The sequence below is a fragment of the Enterobacter sp. AC1 genome, assembly GCF_050434705.1.
Taxonomy (GTDB): Bacteria; Pseudomonadota; Gammaproteobacteria; order Enterobacterales; family Enterobacteriaceae; genus Enterobacter; species Enterobacter cloacae_L.
On record NZ_JBNDIZ010000005.1, the window covers coordinates 129971 to 151017 of the forward strand.

At 53.5% G+C, this 21047-nt stretch carries 24 protein-coding genes; 14 read left to right on the top strand and 10 right to left on the bottom strand.

All coding sequences use genetic code 11. The features are described 5' to 3' along the window. Position 1 precedes the first annotated feature (1 nt). From M2433_RS15505 to M2433_RS15515, 3 genes are read left to right on the top strand one after another with little or no spacing between them, the layout of a single operon-like run. Positions 2-1111 (top strand): glycosyltransferase family 9 protein, encoded by a 1110-nt coding sequence (locus tag M2433_RS15505; protein ID WP_429055486.1) that lies wholly within the window; start codon positions 2-4, stop codon positions 1109-1111. 5 nt (positions 1112-1116) lie between these two features. Further along, on the top strand, positions 1117-2025 hold the full coding sequence (locus M2433_RS15510) for a glycosyltransferase family 2 protein (RefSeq protein ID WP_429055485.1): 909 nt from the start codon (positions 1117-1119) through the stop codon (positions 2023-2025). Continuing rightward, complete coding sequence (locus M2433_RS15515; RefSeq protein WP_429055483.1) at positions 2013-3224, top strand: O-antigen ligase family protein; 1212 nt, start codon at positions 2013-2015, stop codon at positions 3222-3224. The genes M2433_RS15510 and M2433_RS15515 overlap by 13 nt, the downstream gene beginning before the upstream one ends. A 23-nt stretch (positions 3225-3247) precedes the next feature. Here the strand turns inward: M2433_RS15515 and M2433_RS15520 are convergent, their stop codons facing one another. After that, entirely contained in the window at positions 3248-4204 is a 957-nt protein-coding gene (locus tag M2433_RS15520) for a polysaccharide deacetylase family protein (RefSeq protein WP_429055481.1), read from the bottom strand. A 150-nt stretch (positions 4205-4354) separates the two neighbouring features. On the opposite strand from M2433_RS15520, the gene rfaQ reads away from it, so the two are divergent. From rfaQ to coaD, 7 genes are all read left to right on the top strand, one after another. Continuing rightward, a complete protein-coding gene (gene rfaQ / locus M2433_RS15525; protein ID WP_429055478.1) occupies positions 4355-5425 on the top strand; it encodes a putative lipopolysaccharide heptosyltransferase III in 1071 nt (356 codons plus the stop codon). Continuing rightward, positions 5422-6549, top strand: coding sequence for a glycosyltransferase family 4 protein (locus M2433_RS15530; RefSeq protein WP_429055475.1), 1128 nt, complete (start codon positions 5422-5424; stop codon positions 6547-6549). Before rfaQ ends, M2433_RS15530 begins: the two co-directional genes overlap by 4 nt. Positions 6550-6551: 2 nt before the next feature. Then, positions 6552-7652, top strand: a complete 1101-nt coding sequence (locus M2433_RS15535) for a glycosyltransferase (RefSeq protein WP_429055473.1) — start codon at positions 6552-6554, stop codon at positions 7650-7652. An 11-nt stretch (positions 7653-7663) separates the two neighbouring features. Further along, the gene (locus M2433_RS15540; RefSeq protein ID WP_429055471.1) at positions 7664-8653 is read left to right on the top strand and encodes a glycosyltransferase; all 990 of its coding nucleotides are present in this window, start codon (positions 7664-7666) and stop codon (positions 8651-8653) included. Between the two features lie 66 nt (positions 8654-8719). After that, a complete protein-coding gene (gene waaA, locus M2433_RS15545) occupies positions 8720-9994 on the top strand; it encodes a lipid IV(A) 3-deoxy-D-manno-octulosonic acid transferase (RefSeq protein ID WP_429055469.1) in 1275 nt (424 codons plus the stop codon). Beyond that, complete coding sequence (locus tag M2433_RS15550; protein ID WP_429055466.1) at positions 9994-10764, top strand: glycosyltransferase family 2 protein; 771 nt, start codon at positions 9994-9996, stop codon at positions 10762-10764. The genes waaA and M2433_RS15550 overlap by 1 nt, the downstream gene beginning before the upstream one ends. A gap of 3 nt (positions 10765-10767) precedes the next feature. Further along, positions 10768-11247, top strand: a complete 480-nt coding sequence (gene coaD, locus M2433_RS15555; protein WP_047347565.1) for a pantetheine-phosphate adenylyltransferase — start codon at positions 10768-10770, stop codon at positions 11245-11247. Positions 11248-11249: 2 nt separating this feature from the next. Here the strand turns inward: coaD and mutM are convergent, their stop codons facing one another. The 4 genes from mutM to radC all read right to left on the bottom strand — a co-directional run bounded on the left by mutM (position 11250) and on the right by radC (position 13445). Next, on the bottom strand, positions 11250-12059 hold the full coding sequence (gene mutM / locus M2433_RS15560) for a bifunctional DNA-formamidopyrimidine glycosylase/DNA-(apurinic or apyrimidinic site) lyase (protein ID WP_023309890.1): 810 nt from the start codon (positions 12057-12059) through the stop codon (positions 11250-11252). Between the two features lie 72 nt (positions 12060-12131). Next, positions 12132-12299 carry a 50S ribosomal protein L33 gene (gene rpmG / locus M2433_RS15565; RefSeq protein ID WP_003024094.1) on the bottom strand — a complete coding sequence of 56 codons (168 nt, stop codon included), beginning with the start codon at positions 12297-12299 and terminating at the stop codon, positions 12132-12134. 22 nt (positions 12300-12321) lie between these two features. Then, the gene (gene rpmB / locus M2433_RS15570) at positions 12322-12558 is read right to left on the bottom strand and encodes a 50S ribosomal protein L28 (RefSeq protein WP_002436699.1); all 237 of its coding nucleotides are present in this window, start codon (positions 12556-12558) and stop codon (positions 12322-12324) included. Between the two features lie 218 nt (positions 12559-12776). Further along, positions 12777-13445 (bottom strand): RadC family protein, encoded by a 669-nt coding sequence (gene radC / locus M2433_RS15575; RefSeq protein WP_059310370.1) that lies wholly within the window; start codon positions 13443-13445, stop codon positions 12777-12779. A 170-nt stretch (positions 13446-13615) separates the two neighbouring features. On the opposite strand from radC, the gene coaBC reads away from it, so the two are divergent. The 3 genes from coaBC to slmA all read left to right on the top strand — a co-directional run bounded on the left by coaBC (position 13616) and on the right by slmA (position 15980). Beyond that, positions 13616-14827, top strand: coding sequence for a bifunctional phosphopantothenoylcysteine decarboxylase/phosphopantothenate--cysteine ligase CoaBC (coaBC, locus tag M2433_RS15580; RefSeq protein WP_429055679.1), 1212 nt, complete (start codon positions 13616-13618; stop codon positions 14825-14827). After that, positions 14805-15263: a dUTP diphosphatase gene (dut, locus tag M2433_RS15585; RefSeq protein ID WP_047347561.1), complete on the top strand. Its 459-nt coding sequence runs from the start codon at positions 14805-14807 to the stop codon at positions 15261-15263. The genes coaBC and dut overlap by 23 nt, the downstream gene beginning before the upstream one ends. 120 nt (positions 15264-15383) lie before the next feature. Further along, positions 15384-15980, top strand: coding sequence for a nucleoid occlusion factor SlmA (gene slmA, locus M2433_RS15590; RefSeq protein ID WP_008502690.1), 597 nt, complete (start codon positions 15384-15386; stop codon positions 15978-15980). A gap of 82 nt (positions 15981-16062) precedes the next feature. Here slmA and pyrE read toward each other — a convergent pair whose 3' ends face one another. Both pyrE and rph read right to left on the bottom strand, forming a co-directional pair. Continuing rightward, positions 16063-16704 carry an orotate phosphoribosyltransferase gene (gene pyrE, locus M2433_RS15595; protein WP_010426430.1) on the bottom strand — a complete coding sequence of 214 codons (642 nt, stop codon included), beginning with the start codon at positions 16702-16704 and terminating at the stop codon, positions 16063-16065. A gap of 67 nt (positions 16705-16771) precedes the next feature. Continuing rightward, positions 16772-17488: a ribonuclease PH gene (rph, locus tag M2433_RS15600; protein WP_059310368.1), complete on the bottom strand. Its 717-nt coding sequence runs from the start codon at positions 17486-17488 to the stop codon at positions 16772-16774. Between the two features lie 125 nt (positions 17489-17613). On the opposite strand from rph, the gene M2433_RS15605 reads away from it, so the two are divergent. Then, the gene (locus tag M2433_RS15605) at positions 17614-18477 is read left to right on the top strand and encodes a YicC/YloC family endoribonuclease (protein ID WP_047347559.1); all 864 of its coding nucleotides are present in this window, start codon (positions 17614-17616) and stop codon (positions 18475-18477) included. A gap of 81 nt (positions 18478-18558) precedes the next feature. Here the strand turns inward: M2433_RS15605 and M2433_RS15610 are convergent, their stop codons facing one another. Genes M2433_RS15610 through M2433_RS15620 form a run of 3 tightly spaced genes read right to left on the bottom strand, consistent with a single transcriptional unit; the run spans position 18559 to position 20995 of the window. Continuing rightward, positions 18559-19206 (bottom strand): hypothetical protein, encoded by a 648-nt coding sequence (locus M2433_RS15610; RefSeq protein WP_429055457.1) that lies wholly within the window; start codon positions 19204-19206, stop codon positions 18559-18561. After that, entirely contained in the window at positions 19199-20248 is a 1050-nt protein-coding gene (gene parM / locus M2433_RS15615) for a plasmid segregation protein ParM domain-containing protein (protein WP_429055455.1), read from the bottom strand. The genes M2433_RS15610 and parM overlap by 8 nt, the downstream gene beginning before the upstream one ends. A 42-nt stretch (positions 20249-20290) precedes the next feature. Continuing rightward, a complete protein-coding gene (locus tag M2433_RS15620) occupies positions 20291-20995 on the bottom strand; it encodes a C40 family peptidase (RefSeq protein WP_429055453.1) in 705 nt (234 codons plus the stop codon). Positions 20996-21047 lie beyond the last annotated feature (52 nt).

Consider the following 21047-nt stretch of genomic DNA (forward strand, 5'->3'; position numbering starts at 1 on the left):
CATGAGTTACGTATTTCTGCTGATTTTACTCTTTCCGGTGAAACTCGTCCGGAAGCTGTTCCGCAAAGACTCGGGGAAAAACCTTGTCATCCAGACAGCTAAAATCGGTGACTTTATTAATGCAACGCCTCTACTGGCGTATCTGCAAAAAAGCGATGTGTTGATCAGTCGCAGCGTTGGCGCGCTTGCGAAGCATGATGACACTATCGAACAGATTTTCTTTATTGAGCAGCATAAGCGTAATCTGTGGCATAAGCTCTGCTTTGCCTGCAGGATCATGAATCGCTACGACAATGTGTATTTGCTGCAACCCAACAGCGTTAATCTCTTTTTCGCCTCCGTCTGCAATGCTAAAAACAAACAGTTTTTGAGCACTTACACGCGCAGATGGTACCACGGGATTTTTTATACAACGGCGGACGGTACTGTTGAGCACGGCAAACAGACGCTGTCGGTAACCAACTATCTGAAGCTGGCAGACCGCTCGCTTACCTGGCAAGATTCTCCAAAGCACGCCACAAAACCACTTTTCAAACCTGCAACGTATCCGGCAATCCTTGATAAACCCGACGTTATACGTATCGGTATCAGTATTGCCGCAGGGAATAAGGCAAAAACCGTTCCGCCGGTCATCTGGAAGCGGATTGTGGATCATCTCGCCGACTTGCCCTGCGAATTTTATGTGTTTGGTGCGCCCAATGAGCAGCCGTGGATGGATGATATCACCCGTGCTTATGGTGAAATGCCCAATTTCACCAACCTCATCGGGCAAATTTCCCTTGAAGAGCTTCCTTGGGCGATTTCAAAGATGGATTGTTATATCGCATCGGATTCGGGGAACGTTTATATTGCCGACGCGGTAGGTGTGCCGGTGGTGTTGCTGTTTGGACCATGCTGTCACCATGAACAGCGTCCGCTTGGCAATGTGTTGTTGATTGGTAATGACGACAATATTTGTTCTTATGTGTTTGAAACACGTTATTATTTTTCACAAGAACGCGAAGCATTATTCGCGGTAACAGAAGACGCGCTACGCGAGCTTAAACATTTTATCTGCGAGTCACCTAACGTTAACGCAACCACCTATGCTATTGATGCTCAAGGAAACTAATTTCTATGGCTTTTCTTAGCGTCATTATTGCCGCGCATTACGCCGAAGATACGCTTCATGCTACGTTAGAAAGCCTGCACGCCGCGATTGATAATGCGGGCGATGCTGTTGAAGTCATTATCTTTAATGACAGTTCCGATGATGCCACACAGGATATTATCGAAAAATGGTTGCCTGCGTTCCCGCACGCGCAATCCCGGTACGTTGAGTACCGTAACGTCGGTCATGTTCGAAACAGTGCAGTGTCTCTGGCATCAGGCGATTACATCACGATGCTCGATAGTGATGATCGACTGAAGCCTTGCAGCCTCAGGGATGCAGTGGCTTTTTTGAAAGCACAGCGTCCAGATATGCTACTGACGCGCTTGCTGGAAACCCGTGATATCAGGAAAATCACCGCATTCTGGCAGGGCTTTACGCCCGTCTCTTTTTCACAGAATGAGGCGATAAAGCGTTTCTTGCAGCATAAAGAGTTTCAGGCACATCTCATCGGTCAATTTATTCATCGGAAGTTGTACGAGAGCAACCCTATTCCCTCGATGGTCTGTTACGAAGACTTTGCGGTATTTCCTGCCATGCTCATGCAGGCAGAAAAAATCTGCTATCAACGCCGGGGCCATTACTATTACATCAAACGTAGCGAAAGTTTGTCGAGTCGTCTCGACGCCAGTAAAATCACGACACTTGTTGAATGTACATTAAAGATGGAAAAAACGTTTCCGCAAGCGTTTAAAAATCTGATTAATTGTCACTGGTTTGATATCTACAGCAACCATCGGCAACACCTTACCGATCAACAGCTCAAATTCGTTAAATCACGGGTAAATGCGCTTTATTCGCTATCATTTTTCTTATCCAGTGATGTTCGTTTCAGCTATAAAAAAAGGGTTATTGAGGCATTATGGAAAAAGTAAAATTGCGTCTTTATCAACTGACGCTAATTCTGAGCCTTATCTCGCTTGCATTGGCCTTGATCAGTTCGGGTAAGCAGCGAGAGTTTTTCTATATCGCGATATATGCCAGCATTATCGGCTTAGCGCTCGAATATAAAAAAATCACACTGCGCCCCTTTTCAATAGCACTTCCCATTTTGTTGGTTGGGTTACTTAATTTTGCCTGGTACATGGTTTATGAATACCATAGTGAAGGTTTGAACGCATACAGCGATTATCTCGGTTCAAGTAAGAAGCTGATTTTAGCCAGTTTTCTTATTTTCTATCTTGACCGGTTTAAGTCTTACGTTGATAAGGCCTCCTTCCAGAAGTATTTCTTCTATGCCTCAGGCGCGGGGTTTGTCCTCGCCACGGGTTATGGCTTATGGCAGGCATCGCAGGGAATGGTACGTATTGAGATGGCCATTAATCGTGCGACCGTATCAGCTTACGTATACTCTGTGTTATCTCTCGCTTTCGTATACAGTCTTTATCTGCAGAAAAACGTTAAGCTGTATGTGGCTGCGGGTCTCACCATTTTAATTTCTTATTTCATCATTCTTCTGACGGGGACGCGTGCCGCAATGGGCCTGTATTTGCTTTTGGCCATTGTGCTCACGCTTTACCACTTCAGACGAATTCATCTTAAATCGACGCTGATCTTTTTATGTATTGTGGCGGGGATTATTATCGTTAGCTACAAGCCATTGATTGCGCCGAAGATAACGCAAACGCAAATCGAAATAGCAAACTATGAGAAAGGGTATGACAAAACCTCACTCGGCGCGCGTTTTTCCATGTGGACCGTGGGTATTCAGAACGGGCTCGCGCATCCATTGGGGCAGTCAGTTGAAGATCGCCAGGCATGGACGCAGCGTTATATAAAAGAGGGACATCCACATCTGGTTACTGCACTAACATATATCAATGTTCATCTGCACAATGAATTTATTGAGAAATACTCGCTGCAGGGTATCCCTGGGCTGGTGATATTATTCTTTTTCTTTGCGTCGATGATCGTTTACGCGCTTAAAAATAACAATGGCCTGTTGCTAACGACCATGCTCCTGCTTTTACTGTATGGCCTGACCGACGTTATATTGTTGAGCTCAGAAGCCTTGATCTTCTTTGTTACCCTGTTTGCCTTAAGTACACCCTTTTCGCAAACTAGACAACGCTGATGATAATGCCCGCTACGCGGGCATTAATTTTTTTTGTACTGATAAAACTCCGCTAACGTCATCCCTACAGTTTTATCTGACAACCACGTAAACAGCGCTTCCAGATCGCGATACAAGCCCTCAATCGCCGCTTCATCCTTAAACGTAGGGCTCCCGCCAGGCATAAACTCAGATGAATGAAGCATAAACTCCACGTAATCATTCCCCTGCGATAAGCACTGTTGCGCGACCTGAATCATCTGCGCGGCGTTTCCACCAGACGGTCGTAGCCAGTTTACGGACGGTGAGCGGTATTTACCGCGAAGCCGATCGTAGCCCTGCTTGACGGTATTCAACCAGGCCGGATGCTTATACTGAATGCTCATCGGCACTTCGAGTAAGGGGCTATTGCCCGCCCGTGAGATATCGTCTGTATCAATAAAGTAGGCGTGGTCTGGAAAGTGCTGATAATTGGTTCCGCCATTCCCCTGCGGAGCGCCTTTCGCGTTGCGCCAGTTCACGCGCGGCGTGACAGAGCAATCAACCTGATAGCCCAGTTCAATCAATAGTCTGGCGTAGCGGCTATCAAATGCCCAACGCCCGGCACGGTGGCTTAACATTTTGGTTTGGAATGTCTCTTCCAGCAGGCGGGTCATGAACAGCACTTTTTCACGCATCACCTCGTCTGAAAACTCAATCAGATAAGGCTGCCAGCGCCAGTCATCTCCGGTAAGATCGTGCTCCGGTGGGCTATTCCATGCATGAAGGTGCATTCCCACTTCCCCCTGACCGCGGGCGATGACGTCTCTGGCAAATTCAATGAAGACGGGTTCGATCGCCATCTCGTAATTTGTCAGCCACACCGGCTTAAAGCCAAAACGCTCACAAAGCGTCTGGAATCGCGCCAGATAGCGCGCGTTTTCGGTTTTAATGACGCGGTGATTTTGCCAGAGATTATCGCCCTCAGTATCAATCGTGATGATAAACGCTGGTTTTTTCATAATGAGTCCGCAAGACAGGGAAGTTAGCGCTATGTTACGCACTCTCCAAACCATGAGTAAACCCTTCCAGGGAATTTCCTGAGATTATGGAGAAAGAGTGCAAGTCGCTATCAGGTCTATTAGAATTGCCAATAGAACAACGCCGATAAGATGATGATGAATAACTTACCTGATACGCCTGATTTGCGCATTTTACTGATCAAACTCCGCCATCATGGCGACATGTTACTCACCACACCTGTTATTGATTCGTTGCGTCAAAAATGGCCGCAGGCACAGATTGATGTGCTGCTGTATGAAGAAACGCGCGACATGCTCGCCGCGCATCCGGCGATCGGGACAATTTATGGGATCGATCGTAAATGGAAGCAGTTAGGCACGTTGAAGCACCTGCAAAAAGAGTGGCAACTGCTGTGCGCGCTACGAGCGCAACATTATCACCTGGTGATTAACCTTGCCGATCAGTGGCGTAGCGCCATCGTCACCCGTTTCACCGGCGCCCCCGTCCGACTGGGGTTCGCATTTAATAAGCGTAAAAATGCATTCTGGCGTTTCTGCCATAGCGATTTGGTCTCAGTAGAGAATCATAAGGCGCTGCATACCGTTGAACAGAATCTTTCAATTCTGAGGCCGTTACCGGTCGTTCCCCTGCCTGCAGTTACCATGGCCTACAGCGCAGAAGACTGGGATCACGCCCGTCAAAAGCTGGCGCAAAATGGTGTGGGAGAGCGCTTTATTGTGATCCAGCCGACGTCACGCTGGTTCTTTAAGTGCTGGGACGAAGACAAGATGGCACAAACCATCACCGCCCTTCAGCAGGATGGCCATACAGTTGTGCTCACAGCCGGTCCGGATAAAAAAGAGCTGGCGATGATCGTTCGCATTCGCGCGGCCTCACCGGAAACGGGTGTGGTATCCCTGGCGGGACAATTGACCTTGCGTCAGCTAGCGTCTCTTATCGATCATGCGTCGCTGTTTATTGGCGTTGATTCCGTTCCTATGCATATGGCTGCCGCGCTGCAAACCCCATGCGTGGCATTATTTGGCCCCTCAAAACTGACGTTCTGGTCACCGTGGCAGGTCAACGGAGAAGTGATCTGGGCAGGTAACTATGGTCCACTTCCCGATCCAGACAAGATTGATACTAAAACTAAAGAGCGCTATCTCGACGCCATTCCCGTTGATGCTGTCGTCTCCGCGGCAAGGAGATATCTGTCATGAAACACCATCGTCTGGCCATTGTTCGCCAAAAATATCGTCCTGATGGCGGGGCAGAACGCTTCGTTTCCAGAGCACTCACCGCACTGAGCAACCAAAACCTTGAACTCAACGTCATCACGCGTGAATGGCAGGGTGAAAAACAAGACGACTGGCATATCCACATATGTGACCCGCGCAAGTGGGGCAGGATCAGCCGAGAACGCGGATTTGCGCATGCTGCACGAGCGCTTTGGCAGCAGCAACAGTTTGATATTGTACAAAGTCACGAGCGTATCCCGGGCTGCGACATTTATCGCGCAGGGGATGGGGTACATCGTCGCTGGCTATTACAACGCGCGCGGATCCTGCCAGCCTGGCGTGCGAAGCTACTCATGCACGATCGTTATCACCGTTACGTGATGAACGCTGAACGTGAAATGTATCAGGCACCCGAGCTAAAAGCGGTGATATGCAATGCGGAGATGATCAAACGTGAGATCGTCGAAGACTTTGATATTGACGCAAAAAAGATACATGTGATTTATAATTCAATTGATTCCAGCCGCTTTATTCCTGCAGAAGAGGCGCAACGTGCCGTGCTGCGTCGGCAAGCTGGTTTACCAGCCGATGCCGTCGTGTTCTGTTTCGTCGGATCAGGTTTTGAACGCAAGGGTTTGGCCAGCGCCATCCGCGCTATTGCGGGAACCGAGGCGTGGCTGATTGTGGTTGGGCAGGATAAAGCAGAACGTCGCTATCGCGACCTCGCCCGTTCATTAGGCTGCGAGGGGCAAATCCGTTTTCTGGGGATGCAAAAAGAGACGCTACCATTTTATCAGCTATCTGATGGTTTACTGTTGCCAACGCTGTATGATCCTTTTCCAAACGTCATTCTTGAAGCGATGGCCTGCGGCTTGCCCGTCATTACTTCAGAAAGCTGCGGTGGTGCAGAATTCATTCAGCAGGGCAAGAACGGATTTTACTGTGACGCACTTGATATCAGCACATTGAAGGAGGCGGTAGCTGCCACCCCTTCGCTGGAAAAAAATAACGATATGGGACGGGCGGCACGTGAACGTATAAAAGACGCCACCCCTGAAAAACTGTCAAGTCAGCTTATTTCGCTTTATCAAAAATTACTGGATTAAAAATGCGCATCCTAATGATTATTGATGGTTTACCCGGTGGAGGAGCTGAAAAAACGGTTCTTACACTCTCCCGCGGATTAACAGAGATGGGGCATCAGGTCTCTCTCTTCTCGCTGCGGAAAGTGTGTGATTACGCCATCCCGGAAGGCATCGATTATCAGGTTGTTCAGGACACATGTAAAAAACCGTGGCGAAAGCTGACGGAGATCCCACGCCGCGCCCGATTGCTGGATCAGGCCATTGAACGGGCTGAGCGCAGCGGCAAGTTTGACGTTGTTTTCTCTCATTTGCATAAAACTGACCGCATTGTGTCGCACTGCCGCGCGCTGGAACGGGACAAAGTCTGGTTCTGCGTGCATGGCATGTTCTCGTTCTCCTACCTTCGCCATCGCAGCGGACTTTCACGCTGGTTTAAACATCTTAAAATTCGTCATACCTACGAAAACCGCAACGTTGTCACTGTCTCCGCCGCCGTGCTGCATGACCTTTCAGAGACGTTGGCCATCAATCTTCGGCGCAAAGCGGTCATCCATAATCCCTTTGATATCCCCGAGATACAGCGCCTTGCGGACGCGCCTTTTGAGATGGAGGGGCAGGATTACATTATTCATGTGGGTCGCTTCCACGAGCATAAACGCCATGACCGTCTTCTGCGTGCATTCGCGCTGAGCAATCTTGATACGTCGCTCGTGATGATGGGCAATGGCTCTGATTCAAAAATTCAGGCGCTCAAACAGCTTGCCGCCGAACTGAGGATCGAAAATAAGATTATTTTCCGTCCATTTCAGCCCAATCCATACCCGTGGATTAAAGGGGCGCGGCTCTTAGTGTTAAGCTCAGACTGCGAAGGTTTTGGTAATGTGCTGGTCGAATCGATCATTTGCCAGACGCCGCCCGTCAGCACTAACTGTCCGGGTGGGCCAGCCGAAATCCTAACGGGCGTTCTGGCGCGCGGGTTGACGGAAATGAATGACGAGTCACTGGCGAATACGCTGGCAGATATTTATGCCGCTCCGCCGGTTGTTGACCGTGCAACGATCGCATCATTCGGTATCAACGCCATTTGCCAGCAATACATCGCCTTGGTCGACAATCAAAAATAATCAGGTTTCTTATGCAAAATTCAGCGCCATTGTTAAGCGTGGTGGTTGCCGTTTATAACGGTGAAGCTTTCCTGGATCAGTTCTTTACCTGCCTTGTAATTCAACGCATTGATAATATGGAAGTCATCATTGTCAATGACGGCTCTACTGACGGTTCGATGCAAATCGTCGAAAAATGGCGTGAACAACTGCCGCAGTTGCAGGTTATTGAACAACAAAATCAGGGCGTGTCTATTGCACGTAACACCGGTCTGGCCGTCGCAACAGGCCAATATCTTTCATTCCCTGATATTGATGATATTTTTAAACCCGGCATGTATCAGCATCTGCTGGATATGGCCGTCACGCAGAATCTGGATGTCGCGACCTGTAACGGGAACTACGTCTGGGAGAATAACAAGAAACCTTCACGTCCGATCTTCCCTGAAGACAAACTGGCATCAACAGGCGTCATGACCGGTCCTGCATGGTTAAAGATGGCGCTGGATTCTCGTAAGTTCCTCCACGTCACCTGGTTGAACATCTATCGCCACGAGTTTATCCGTAAACACAGCTTCCATTTCGAACCCGGCCTGCGCCATCAGGATATTCCGTGGACGACTGAAGTGCTTCTCGCGGCTGAGCGGGTTCAGTACACCAGTGAACGTTATTATGACTACTACATTCACTCCGCATCGGTGTCCCATATGCCGGACAATGACGACACGCTCATTCGCTCGGCGCGCCATTACATGAAAATCCTGCAGATGCTTGATGCCATCAATCAGCGCTACCCGGATAAAGTGAAAGGTATCCCGGCCTGCCACTGGCAAATCGCCAAAGAGGGACTGGGGATTATTCACACCTTCGACAACATGAAAGATGAGAAGAAGAAATCCATGATTATTAAAGAGTTCTTCGAAAAAGGCATCTGGAGACTCATCTGGAAAAGTGCAAAAAGCCCGCGTCTGCGCTGGCGACTTGGCCGCCGTTATTTCCGTTTGAAACGGTATCTGGCATAAGAGATAGCTTTACCTGGCTTAAATGCTTAGAATTTGCCCGCCGAAACTAAAAAAACGGATAATCGCTTGGAATTGTTGTATACCGCTCTGCTCTACATCATTCAGCCACTGGTGTGGTTGAGACTGTTGCTTCGTAGCCGTAAAGCGCCTGCGTATCGTAAACGCTGGGCCGAGCGCTATGGCTTCTGCCGCAATAAAGTCGTACCGGACGGTATTTTGCTGCATTCCGTTTCTGTTGGTGAAACGCTGGCGGCGATCCCGCTGGTTCGCGCCCTGCGTCACCGCTATCCGTCTCTGCCGATCACCGTCACGACGATGACGCCGACCGGCTCAGAGCGCGCGTTATCCGCTTTTGGCAAAGACGTGCAACACGTCTATCTCCCTTACGATCTGCCCTGCGCCATGAATCGTTTCCTGAATACCGTTCGCCCGAAGCTGGTGATCGTGATGGAAACCGAACTGTGGCCGAACATGATTTCCGCTCTGCATGCCCGTAAAATTCCGCTGGTAATTGCCAACGCGCGCCTGTCAGAGCGCTCGGCGAAAGGCTACGGCAAGCTGGGTAAATTTATGCGCCGCCTGCTCAGCAAAATCACGCTGATTGCCGCGCAAAACGAAGAAGACGCAGCGCGCTTTGTCTCCCTCGGTCTCAAACGCAACCAGCTTGCGGTGACGGGCAGCCTGAAATTTGATATTTCGGTTACTCCTGAACTCGCCGCCCGCGCAATCACGCTGCGTCGCCAGTGGGCTCCGCGTCGTCAGGTCTGGATTGCGACCAGTACCCACGATGGCGAAGAAGCAATTATCCTGCAGGCTCACCGTCAGCTGCTGGAAAAATTCCCTGATTTACTGCTGATCCTCGTGCCTCGCCATCCGGAGCGTTTTAAAGATGCCCGCGACATGGTGCAGAAAGGCGGTTTCAGCTTCACCCTGCGCAGCAGCGGTGAAATTCCTTCCGGCAGCACCCAGGTGGTGATTGGCGATACGATGGGCGAACTGATGCTGCTGTACGGCATTGCTGACCTCGCGTTTGTCGGTGGCAGCCTGGTCGAACGCGGCGGTCATAACCCGCTGGAGCCGGCAGCCCACGCCATTCCGGTGCTGATGGGGCCGCACACGTTTAACTTCAAAGATATCTGCGCGAAATTGCAGCAGGCCGATGGCTTAATTACCGTGACCGATGCGGATTCGGTGGTCAAAGAGGTCTCGACCCTTCTGACTGACGAAGATTATCGCCTGTGGTACGGGCGTCATGCCGTTGAAGTGCTGCATCAGAACCAGGGGGCACTGACCCGTCTGCTGCAACTTCTGCAACCTTATCTGCCTCAGCGGAGCCACTAATGTCAACGCGTCTGTCGGTCGTGATGATCGCCAAAAACGCCGCCGACCTGCTTCCGGACTGCCTGGCCTCCGTCGCCTGGGCTGACGAAATCGTCGTGCTCGATTCCGGCAGCACGGACAAAACGGTGGACGTTGCCCGCGCAGCGGGCGCAAAGGTCTTTATTAACACCGACTGGCAAGGCTATGGCATCCAGCGCCAGCGCGCGCAGGGATACGCCACAGGCGATTATGTCCTGATGCTCGACACCGACGAGCGCGTCACGCCGGAACTTCAGCAGGCCATTCAGGCGGTGCTTTCCTCGCCCCAGCCTGGCGCGGTATACAGTATTGCGCGCCGCAACTATTTCCTCGGCCGTTTTATGCGCCACAGCGGCTGGTATCCAGACCGCGTGATGCGTCTCTACGAGCGCGAGCGGTATCAGTACAACGACAGCCTGGTCCATGAATCCCTGGCCTGCGACAGCGCCCAGGTGGTTCCCCTGACGGGCGACCTGCTGCACCTGACCTGTCGGGATTTCGCCAGCTTCCAGCGTAAACAGCTTAACTATGCCACCGCATGGGCGCAGGAGCGCCACCAGCGCGGCAAGAAGGCCACGCTGAGCGGTATCTTCACCCATACGCTGGGCGCGTTTCTGAAAACGCTCCTGCTGCGTGGTGGCGTGCTGGACGGTAAACAGGGGTGGCTACTGGCGGTGGTGAATGCCCAGTATACTTTCAACAAATACACCGAGCTGTGGGCGCTTTGCCGCGGCTACTCAGAGAAAACGTGAGCCATGAGCACAAAAGCGATTTATCCGGGTACCTTCGATCCGATCACTAACGGTCATCTTGATATCATCACCCGTGCGGCGTGCATGTTCGACAAGGTGATCCTGGCCATTGCCGCCAGCCCCAGCAAAAAACCGATGTTCGATTTGCACGAGCGCGTCCAGCTCGCCACCGATGCCATTTCGCATCTGCCGAACGTTGAAGTGGTCGGGTTTAGCGATCTGATGGCCAACTTCGCCCGCGCTCAGCAGGCAAACATCCTTATTCGCGGTTTACGCGCGGTGGCAGACTTCGAATATGAGATGCAGCTGGCGCACATGAACCGCCACCTGATGCCGGAGCTGGAGAGCGTATTCCTGATGCCCTCCAAAGAGTGGTCGTTTATCTCTTCCACGCTGGTAAAAGAGGTGGCGCGCCATCACGGGGACGTTACCCATTTCCTGCCGGCTAACGTCCACCAGGCGTTGATGGAAAAGCTAAAGTAGCGCTATTTCTGGCACTGCCGGCAGTAGAACGTCGCGCGCTGGGCGTGCTTCGTGGCAATAACTGGCGTGCCGCAGACTCTGCACGGTTCGCCTTTCCGGCCATACACCTGCAGCTCCTGGGCAAAATAGCCCGGCTTGCCGTCACTTTGCAGGAAGTCCTTCAGCGTTGTCCCACCCTGCTCAATCGAGCGCAGCAGTACCGCTTTAATGACTCTGACCAGCAGCTCGCACTCCTGCGCAGACAGCGAAGAGGCCAGCCGATCGGGATGGATCCCGGCCGCAAACAGCGATTCGCTGGCATAGATATTCCCCACGCCGACCACCAGCTTATTGTCCATCAGCCAGGGCTTAATCGGGCTCTTTTTCTTTGCGCACTTCGCTTTCAGATATTCCGCGTTAAACGCGTCTGAGAGCGGCTCCGGGCCCAGATGCGCCAGCACGTTATGCCCTTCCAGCTCCTTCGTCCACAGCCACGCGCCAAAGCGCCGTGGGTCGGTGTAGCGGAGCACTTTGCCGTTGCTCATCACCAGATCGACGTGGTCGTGTTTTTCCGCAGGCAGTTCTTCGGTCAGAATGCGCAGGCTCCCGGACATTCCCAGATGAATAATAATCCAGCCGTCGGGCAGTTCCAGCAGCAGGTATTTAGCGCGACGCTGCACGCTAAGGACGGGTTTATCGCTCAGGGCATGGATCTCATCGGACACCGGCCAGCGCAAACGCCCATTACGGACAACCGCGTGAAGAATAGTCGCACCGACCAGATGGGGCTCAATGCCGCGGCGGCTGGTCTCTACCTCAGGTAATTCAGGCATGGTTCCTCCGTTGAGATGCAGAATGCAAAAAACCCCGCAGTTGCGGGGTTTTTCTATACAAGGAGGCTAAAATTATTTGATTTTAGCTTCTTTGTACAGTACGTGCTGGCGTACAACTGGATCGAATTTTTTCAGTTCCAGTTTTTCCGGCTTAGTACGTTTGTTCTTCGTGGTGGTGTAGAAGTGACCTGTACCAGCAGAAGAAACCAGCTTGATTTTCTCGCGAATACCTTTAGCCATGATTTATTTCCTCTTTAAGTACTTAGTACTTTTCGCCACGGGCACGCAGTTCAGACAGAACTGTATCGATGCCTTTCTTATCGATTACACGCATACCTTTAGCAGATACGCGCAGGGTGACAAAACGCTTCTCGCTCTCAACCCAGAAACGGTGAGAGTGCAGGTTCGGCAGGAAACGGCGTTTAGTCGCGTTCAGTGCGTGGGAACGGTTGTTACCGGTCACCGGACGCTTGCCAGTAACTTGGCAGACTCGGGACATGTCTATTCTCCAAAAATCAAATTAGCTCGAGCTTCGTATGGGGTATCGGCGCCTCGTCAGGCTTTACAGCCCGGTCATCGCATAGTTCTAAGTGAACTCTCGATTGCCAGGCCCAAATGCCAAACCCGAGATTCTCAAAGGTGGCGTAGTATACGCTGACTCGGCGGTGTGCTCAAGTCCCGAACAGACAAAGATCCCGATGGATCGCGAGAAATAGCCTAAATCCAGCCATGTTCTGCAAAAGAAATGTACTCTCCGCGGCCAATTATCAAATGGTCCAGCACACGAATGTCCATGAATTGACAGCATTTGATAATGCGTTCGGTGATTTCTTTGTCCGCTCTGCTCGGTTCTGCACAGCCAGAGGGGTGATTATGCGCGAGGATCACGCCCGCTGCATTCACTTTTATCGCTTCCCGCACAATTTCACGCGGATGCACCTCAACGTGGCTTAACGTGCCGGCAAAGAGGCAGCTATGTTTCAGCACCCGGTTTCTGTTGTCGAGAAAGATCACCATGAAGATCTCACGCTCGGCATCGGTTAACTGACTTTGCAGGAATTCGCGCGTCATCGCGGGCGTCAGGATCGGGTCTTCCTCCTCCATGCGGACCCTGTAAAAACGGCGGGCCAGTTCGGCAATGCCTCTCAACTGGGCATATTTTGCCACGCCGATCCCCTCAACGTGCTTAAACTGCGCCAGTTCGGCGGTCAGCAACCCATGCAGTGAGCCAAAATGCGCTATCAGCTCTTTTGCCAGCGTAAACACCGTCTTCCCGGACGTTCCGGTACGTAAAAAAAGCGCCAGCAGCTCATCGTCTTTTAACAGGGTGACGCCATAGCGCAGCAGTTTTTCGCGCGGCAGAAGCTGCTCATCCTCTTCATCCATGCTCTTCTCCTTTTTTTACCGCATGCTGCCACAGGCCAGTCAGCCGCTCGACGACCACGTTGCGTTCTTGCGTAGCGCCTCGCAAAGCGACCGAAGGACAAAATCACCTCGTTTTAGGGATTGTGATAAAATGCCCGCTCTCTGGTGAAACCCAACAGGAAAGAATCATGATGAGCCTGGCCGGTAAAAAAATCGTTCTTGGCGTAAGCGGCGGTATTGCTGCCTATAAAGCGCCGGAGCTGGTGCGTCGTCTGCGCGAGCGCGGGGCAGATGTGCGGGTCGCGATCACCGAAGGCGGTAAAGCCTTTATCACGCCCCTGAGCCTGCAGGCGGTTTCAGGGTACCCGGTATCTGACAGCCTGCTCGATCCGGCCGCCGAAGCCGCGATGGGCCATATTGAGCTGGGGAAATGGGCAGACCTGGTCATTCTTGCTCCCGCCACGGCGGATTTAATCGCCCGGGTGGCAGCCGGTATGGCAAACGACCTGGTCTCCACCATTTGTCTGGCCACGCCTGCGCCCGTTGCCGTCGTGCCTGCCATGAACCAGCAGATGTACCGCAACGCGGCCACCCAGCACAATCTGGAGACGCTGACCTCACGCGGCCTGCTTATCTGGGGACCGGACAGCGGCAGCCAGGCCTGCGGTGACGTTGGCCCCGGGCGTATGCTTGACCCGCTGACTATTGTCGAGCTGGCCGCCGCCCATTTTTCGCCTGTCAACGATCTGCAACATCTCAACATCATGATTACCGCGGGCCCCACGCGCGAGCCGCTGGATCCGGTGCGCTATATCACCAACCACAGCTCCGGTAAGATGGGCTTTGCGATTGCCGCCGCAGCGGCAAAGCGCGGCGCGAACGTCACGCTGGTGAGCGGCCCGGTCTCGCTGCCTACGCCCGCGCGCGTAAAGCGGATTGACGTCACCACCGCGCTGGAGATGGACGCTGCCGTGCAGGCAAACGCGCAAAATCAGCAAATATTTATCGGCTGTGCGGCCGTCGCGGACTATCGCGCGGAAACCATCGCCGAGGCTAAAATTAAAAAGCAAGGCGATGAATTAACACTAAAAATGGTGAAAAACCCGGACATTGTCGCCGGCGTCGCCGCACTAAAAAGCCATCGCCCTTACGTTGTTGGGTTTGCCGCAGAAACAAATAATGTGGAAGAATATGCCCGGCAAAAACGTACCCGCAAAAACCTCGATTTGATTTGCGCGAACGACGTATCGCTGGCCACACAAGGATTTAACAGCGACAGCAACGCACTGCACCTTTTCTGGCAGGATGGAGATAAAGTCTTACCGCTTGAGCGCAAGGAACTCCTGGGCCAACAATTACTCGACGAGATCGTTACCCGTTATGATGAAAAAAATCGACGTTAAGATTCTGGACCCGCGTGTTGGCGAGCAATTCCCGCTGCCAACCTATGCCACCTCCGGCTCTGCCGGACTTGACCTGCGCGCCTGTCTCGATGACGCCGTAGAACTGGCGCCGGGTGTCACTACCCTGGTGCCGACTGGCCTGGCCATTCACATTGCTGACCCGTCTCTGGCGGCGGTGATCTTGCCGCGTTCTGGCCTGGGCCATAAGCATGGCGTTGTGCTGGGTAACCTGGTTGGCCTGATTGACTCTGACTACCAGGGTCAACTGATGGTATCCGTCTGGAACCGCGGTCAGGACAGCTTCACCATTGAGCCCGGCGAACGTATCGCGCAGATGGTCTTTGTACCGGTGGTACAGGCAGAATTTAACCTGGTGGCAGACTTTGACGCCACCGACCGTGGCGAAGGCGGCTTCGGCCATTCAGGGCGCAAATAACCGCCCGACAGAGACGTATCCCACAGCGCCATAATGCAATAACAAACCGCAAACGTCAGTTTGCGGTCGCTGTGTGGATGCCAGCCTGGCAAGTGCTTATTTTCAGGGGTATTTTGTAACATGGCAGAAAAACAAACCGCGAAAAGGAATCGTCGCGAAGAAATACTTCAATCTCTGGCTCTGATGCTTGAATCCAGCGATGGCAGTCAACGCATCACCACCGCTAAACTGGCCGCCTCTGTAGGCGTGTCTGAGGCGGCGCTGTACCGTCATTTCCCGAGCAAAACCCGGATGTTCGACAGCCTGATCGAATTTATTGAAGACAGCCTGATCACGCGCATCAACCTGATTCTGAAAGACGAAAAAGACACGACCGCGCGTCTGCGTCTGATTGTGCTGTTAATTCTGGGCTTTGGTGAACGCAATCCGGGTTTAACCCGTATCCTGACCGGTCACGCGCTGATGTTCGAGCAGGACAGACTGCAGGGCCGCATTAACCAGCTTTTCGAACGTATTGAAGCCCAGCTGCGTCAGGTGCTGCGCGAGAAGAAAATGCGTGAAGGCGAAGGATACAGCATTGATGAAACGCTGCTGGCAAGCCAGATACTGGCGTTTTGCGAAGGCATGCTCTCACGTTTTGTGCGCAGCGAATTCAAATACCGTCCAACGGACGATTTTGACGCCCGCTGGCCGTTAGTGGCTGCGCAGCTGCAGTAACAGCGTTGCCGGACGGCGGCTTCGCCTTATCCGGCCTACGAATTGGTAGGCCGGATAAGCGTAGCGCCACCGGGCAATGCAATTAAACCCCGAATTCTTCCCGGTATGCACGTACCGCGGCCAGATGGTCCGCCATCTCCGGCTTCTCTTCCAGATACGCAATCAGGTCTTTCAGGGTGATAATCGACGTCACTTTGCAGCTGTAGTCGCGCTCCACTTCCTGAATGGCGGAAATCTCACCGCGACCGCGCTCCTGACGATCCAGAGAAATCAGTACGCCCGCCAGCGTCGCGCCGTTGGCCTGGATAATCTCCATTGATTCACGGATCGCCGTGCCTGCGGTGATGACATCGTCGACCAGCATGACGCGGCCCTGCAGCGCGCTGCCGACCAGATTCCCGCCCTCACCGTGGGTTTTGGCCTCTTTGCGGTTAAAGCAGTACGGCACATCGCGGTCATGGTGTTCCGCCAGCGCCACCGCGGTGGTGGTCGCAATTGGAATGCCTTTGTAGGCCGGGCCAAACAACAGGTCAAAATCAATCCCGGAATCCACCAGCGCTTCGGCATAGAAACGGCCTAACAGTGCCAGATCGCGCCCGGTATTAAACAGCCCGGCGTTGAAGAAATAGGGACTCTTACGCCCGGATTTCAGCGTAAACTCGCCAAACTTAAGTACCTGCTTGTTAAGCGCAAACTCAATAAACTGGCGCTGATACGATTTCATGGATTTGCTCCTTTGGTTTTTCTGTCTTACAGGCAAAAAAAAGGCGACTCATTGGTCGCCTTTAAAATCAATTTTCTAACGCCGCTTTCTGCGTCGTTACGATAGATTCGATTCCCCCTCGGGCCAGAGCCAGCAGGGCAAGAAGTTCTTCATGGGTGAATGGCTCGCCTTCTGCCGTGCCCTGCACTTCAATAATGCGACCGTCTTCGGTCATCACCACGTTCATGTCCGTCTCGGCAGCGGAATCTTCAACGTATTCCAGATCGCAAAGCGCTTCACCGTTAACGATGCCCACGGAGACCGCCGCAACCATGCCTTTCATTGGGTTGGTTTTCAGCTTACCGGCCGCGACCAGTTTATTCAGGGCATCCGCCAGCGCAACGCATGCGCCGGTAATGGAGGCGGTACGCGTGCCGCCGTCTGCCTGAATCACGTCGCAGTCCAGCGTGATGGTAAATTCGCCGAGGATTTTCAGGTCAACGGCGGCGCGCAGCGCACGCGCGATCAGACGCTGAATTTCCATGGTACGACCGCCCTGCTTGCCTTTTGCCGCTTCGCGGGCATTACGGGTATGGGTCGCACGCGGCAGCATGCCGTACTCTGCGGTGATCCAGCCCTGGCCCTGACCCTTCAGGAAGCGTGGAACGCCTTCTTCGATGGACGCGGTGCACAGAACCTTCGTGTCACCAAACTCAACCAGCACGGAGCCTTCAGCGTGTTTTGTATAGTTACGGGTCAGGGTGACGGGACGCACCTGATTGGCGCTACGGCCTGATGGACGCATGATGGATTCTCCGGCTTGAAACGAATGTGGCTGCGCATTATACGGATAAAGGACGCTTATTCCTATCCTGAGAAGCCCCCGAAAGCTATAATCCCCCCATCTCTCCTTTAAAAACGGGAATGTCTATGATCCGCAGTATGACCGCCTACGCCCGGCGTGAAATCAAGGGTAGCTGGGGTAGCGCCACATGGGAAATGCGCTCGGTAAACCAGCGTTACCTGGAAACGTATTTCCGCATGCCGGAGCAGTTCCGCAGCCTTGAGCCTGTTGTACGCGAGCGTATCCGTACGCGCCTGACGCGCGGTAAAGTGGAATGTAACCTGCGTTTCGAGCCTGATGCCAGCGCGCAGGGCGAGCTGATCCTCAACGAAAAACTGGCGAAACAGCTCGTCAATGCGGCGAACTGGGTCAAAATGCAGAGCGATGAGGGCGAAATCAACCCGGTTGATATTCTGCGCTGGCCTGGCGTTATGGCCGCCGGCGAGCAGGATCTGGATGCCATTGCCGCCGAAATCCTGGCAGCCCTCGACGGTACCCTGGACGACTTTATCGTTGCCCGTGAAACCGAAGGCCAGGCACTGAAAGGGATGATTGAGCAGCGCCTTGAAGGCGTAAGCGCTGAAGTCGCCAAAGTACGCACCCATATGCCAGAAGTGCTGCAGTGGCAGCGCGAGCGCCTGGTCGCCAAGCTGGAAGAAGCGGAAGTTCAGCTGGAAAACACCCGTCTGGAACAGGAACTGGTGCTGATGGCGCAGCGCGTTGACGTCGCTGAAGAGCTGGACCGTCTGGAAGCGCACGTTAAAGAGACCTACAACATTCTTAAGAAGAAAGAAGCCGTAGGCCGCCGCCTCGACTTTATGATGCAGGAGTTCAACCGCGAGTCGAACACCCTGGCGTCTAAGTCGATTAATGCGGAAGTCACTAACTCAGCGATTGAGCTGAAAGTGCTGATTGAGCAGATGCGCGAGCAGATCCAGAATATCGAGTAACGTTTCACGCATGACTTATCAAAATAAAAGACCATGGAAATGATGGTCTTTTTTTTTGCACTTCGTCAGCCACGCCCTGTTCTAAAAAATCCCCTTCTTGCGAATTTCCTTCATTTTCTCCGTTGGCGCATTAAGCGCGCTCACGTCCAGCGCTTCCGCCTGCCCTTTTTTGGTACTTTCGGGCTCGACGGCACGGCCAGACGTGCGCAACTGCTGCAGCAGCAGGTTTTGCTGTTCAAGCAGGACCTTAAGCTGCGCCACTTCTCCCTGCAGCTGATTCAGTGCCTGACGGGAGGCATCGTCCGGCGTGGCCTGTCGCTGTAGCGCATCCGACATCAGCGCGCGCATCTGCCTCAACTGCTGCTTGCTAAAATCTCCACCTGCCGCGGGCTGTTCTGGCACAGGCGGCGTTGACGGGGCCGTGGCTACCGGCAGCAGCCCGGCACTCGCCAGCTCGCTGCACAGCTCATCAAGGGTTAACGCGTCACGTCCCAGCGACTCGGCAATATGGCTGCACAGCGGCGGGCTCATCAGCTGGAGCTGTAATCCGGCAAGGTAAACGTTGCGATGGAAGCGACGCATTTCCATACTCACATCACCCGGACTGCCCGCCTGGCTCAGCGCCTGATGCCACTTTTTAAGCTCCAGCATCGCGCGCAGGTCCGCGCGCGTTTGCTCCGGCGACAAATGCAGCGAGAGATCAACGCGGCGAATGCGCCTGTTACTCATCGTCGCCCACCTCGGCCATGCGCGGCGCGGCTATCGTCTCCACCCCGGCGTCGGCATGGTAGAGGCAAATTTCGCGCGACAGCGCGCTCTGCGGGTTATCAATCGCAATCACCCGGTCGCCAAGCGTGGCGTAGGCCTCGCGGACGGCGGATTCAACCAGGTGCGCACCGCCGCCAACCAGGTAGACGCGGTTGGGGTTCTTGGCGAACTTCTTCGCTTCGTAAGCCACCTGGTCGCCCAGCTCCTGAATCTTAATCTCCACCCGCTCGAGGATCTCTTCGATACGCGATTCATCGTTAATGACGCTTTTGACAAAATCCCCGTCGTGGCGGCGTTTAATCAGCTCGTTCGCTACCAGATAGCTGGAGTCGCTGTCAGCGGCAGCCAGCAGCTTTCGGGTTGCATCCGTGACCATCGCGACGCCGATTTCGTTGTTACCGTAAATCGCGGAGACGTCGTCAAATTCGCCAACAATCACTCCCATATCCAGCGTAGTACCACCGCAGTCGATGACCAGCGACCGGGTGAATTCGGTGACGTTGGAGTTCAGCAGATGGGAAAGCGCGGCGGGCAGGCTTTCCGGCATCACCTGGACATCCACAATACGGAACAGTTCGCCTTTATTCAGGGTGATGTCGCGCATCAGGTTACGACGCTTGGCCTCGATGCGGCTTTCGTTGCGCTGGCAGTCGTCCGGGTTGTAGAACTGGGTGATCGGCAGCGTGACGATCACCTCCACGTCGCACGGCGCGATGCCGGTGAGCAGCAGGGCGTGGTGAACGGCCAGCAGGTTGAGATCGTCATACTGATAGTCAATGTGGGTCGTGGATAGCGCCTTATCGGACGTCGCATCGTAGGTATATTTGGTCGTGCCGATGGTGTAGTTGTACACCGACTGCCCGCGCAGCAGCGCCGCGCTTTTCCAGTCTTTGCGGAAAGAGTTCGGCGATACCACCGTCTTCAGCGTGCCGTTCTCAATCCAGCTAATTTTTACGTTAGTTGAGCCATCATCAATGGCGAATTTCATTCGGGTTACGGTCATGATTTTTCAGTCCAAAAGGGGGTTAACGGGCGTTACGCGGGCCTAAAACACGCGCCGGGCACCCAGATAATGTGATTGCCAGAAATTGTCAGAAAGTTGGCTGATACGGATCGTCAGTCCGGTACGCGGCGCTTCAATAAAGCGCCCATCGCCGAGATAAACGCCCACGTGGTCCGCGCCAGGGCGCTGGTTGATATTGAAAAAGACCAGATCGCCACGCCGCAGTTTTTCCTGGTGAACGGGCTTCAGGGCGCTGTCCTGAAACATTCCGTTGGCCGTGCGCGGCAGCTTGCGGTCCAGCACATCATTGAAGGCGTAGAACACCAGCCCGCTACAGTCGAAACCGTCGCTGGGGCTGTTTCCTCCCCACAGGTAGGGCTTGCCGAGCTGGCTCTCCAGGCGATGGATCACGGTTCGGAGCTTGCTGACGGACTTTTGTGTACGGCGCGTCGCAATAGCGGCGTCATCCTGCACGTCGCGCCACAATGCTTCAGAGCGGCCCAGGCTACCGGGTGACCAGCGAGAATGCATCGCCAGCCTTTCCCGGTTTCTGGCGCGTTCGGCCAGACGTAGCGCCATTTCCTGGCGCTTCTGCTCCGGCGCTGCTGGCACCGCGGCCACATGCTTTTTTGCCTTCGCCATCAGACGCTGGCGGTTCTGTTCGCGCTTTTTCGCATCGCTGACGGTTTTAGCCTCCGGTGTTTTTACCGGCACTGGCGCTGCGCTGGCGTAGCCTGTCGTTACCATCAGCATCAGGAAAAGGAAAAAAAAGCGTACCTGCCGGGTGACAGTCCGGACA

What these genes read in the sequence shown, in the direction of transcription:
- coaD (WP_047347565.1), top strand. Translation starts at nt 10,768, where the DNA reads ATGAGCACAAAAGCGATTTATCCGGGTACCTTCGATCCGATCACTAAC.
- M2433_RS15620 (WP_429055453.1), bottom strand. Translation starts at nt 20,995, where the DNA reads ATGGTAACGACAGGCTACGCCAGCGCAGCGCCAGTGCCGGTAAAAACA.
- rph (WP_059310368.1), bottom strand. Translation starts at nt 17,488, where the DNA reads ATGCGTCCATCAGGCCGTAGCGCCAATCAGGTGCGTCCCGTCACCCTG.
- rpmG (WP_003024094.1), bottom strand. Translation starts at nt 12,299, where the DNA reads ATGGCTAAAGGTATTCGCGAGAAAATCAAGCTGGTTTCTTCTGCTGGT.
- M2433_RS15605 (WP_047347559.1), top strand. Translation starts at nt 17,614, where the DNA reads ATGATCCGCAGTATGACCGCCTACGCCCGGCGTGAAATCAAGGGTAGC.
- radC (WP_059310370.1), bottom strand. Translation starts at nt 13,445, where the DNA reads ATGGATGAAGAGGATGAGCAGCTTCTGCCGCGCGAAAAACTGCTGCGC.
- M2433_RS15610 (WP_429055457.1), bottom strand. Translation starts at nt 19,206, where the DNA reads ATGAGTAACAGGCGCATTCGCCGCGTTGATCTCTCGCTGCATTTGTCG.
- mutM (WP_023309890.1), bottom strand. Translation starts at nt 12,059, where the DNA reads ATGCCTGAATTACCTGAGGTAGAGACCAGCCGCCGCGGCATTGAGCCC.
- dut (WP_047347561.1), top strand. Translation starts at nt 14,805, where the DNA reads ATGATGAAAAAAATCGACGTTAAGATTCTGGACCCGCGTGTTGGCGAG.
- M2433_RS15535 (WP_429055473.1), top strand. Translation starts at nt 6,552, where the DNA reads ATGCGCATCCTAATGATTATTGATGGTTTACCCGGTGGAGGAGCTGAA.
- coaBC (WP_429055679.1), top strand. Translation starts at nt 13,616, where the DNA reads ATGAGCCTGGCCGGTAAAAAAATCGTTCTTGGCGTAAGCGGCGGTATT.
- parM (WP_429055455.1), bottom strand. Translation starts at nt 20,248, where the DNA reads ATGACCGTAACCCGAATGAAATTCGCCATTGATGATGGCTCAACTAAC.
- rfaQ (WP_429055478.1), top strand. Translation starts at nt 4,355, where the DNA reads ATGATGATGAATAACTTACCTGATACGCCTGATTTGCGCATTTTACTG.
- M2433_RS15510 (WP_429055485.1), top strand. Translation starts at nt 1,117, where the DNA reads ATGGCTTTTCTTAGCGTCATTATTGCCGCGCATTACGCCGAAGATACG.
- M2433_RS15515 (WP_429055483.1), top strand. Translation starts at nt 2,013, where the DNA reads ATGGAAAAAGTAAAATTGCGTCTTTATCAACTGACGCTAATTCTGAGC.
- M2433_RS15530 (WP_429055475.1), top strand. Translation starts at nt 5,422, where the DNA reads ATGAAACACCATCGTCTGGCCATTGTTCGCCAAAAATATCGTCCTGAT.
- rpmB (WP_002436699.1), bottom strand. Translation starts at nt 12,558, where the DNA reads ATGTCCCGAGTCTGCCAAGTTACTGGCAAGCGTCCGGTGACCGGTAAC.
- M2433_RS15540 (WP_429055471.1), top strand. Translation starts at nt 7,664, where the DNA reads ATGCAAAATTCAGCGCCATTGTTAAGCGTGGTGGTTGCCGTTTATAAC.
- pyrE (WP_010426430.1), bottom strand. Translation starts at nt 16,704, where the DNA reads ATGAAATCGTATCAGCGCCAGTTTATTGAGTTTGCGCTTAACAAGCAG.
- M2433_RS15550 (WP_429055466.1), top strand. Translation starts at nt 9,994, where the DNA reads ATGTCAACGCGTCTGTCGGTCGTGATGATCGCCAAAAACGCCGCCGAC.
- slmA (WP_008502690.1), top strand. Translation starts at nt 15,384, where the DNA reads ATGGCAGAAAAACAAACCGCGAAAAGGAATCGTCGCGAAGAAATACTT.
- M2433_RS15505 (WP_429055486.1), top strand. Translation starts at nt 2, where the DNA reads ATGAGTTACGTATTTCTGCTGATTTTACTCTTTCCGGTGAAACTCGTC.
- M2433_RS15520 (WP_429055481.1), bottom strand. Translation starts at nt 4,204, where the DNA reads ATGAAAAAACCAGCGTTTATCATCACGATTGATACTGAGGGCGATAAT.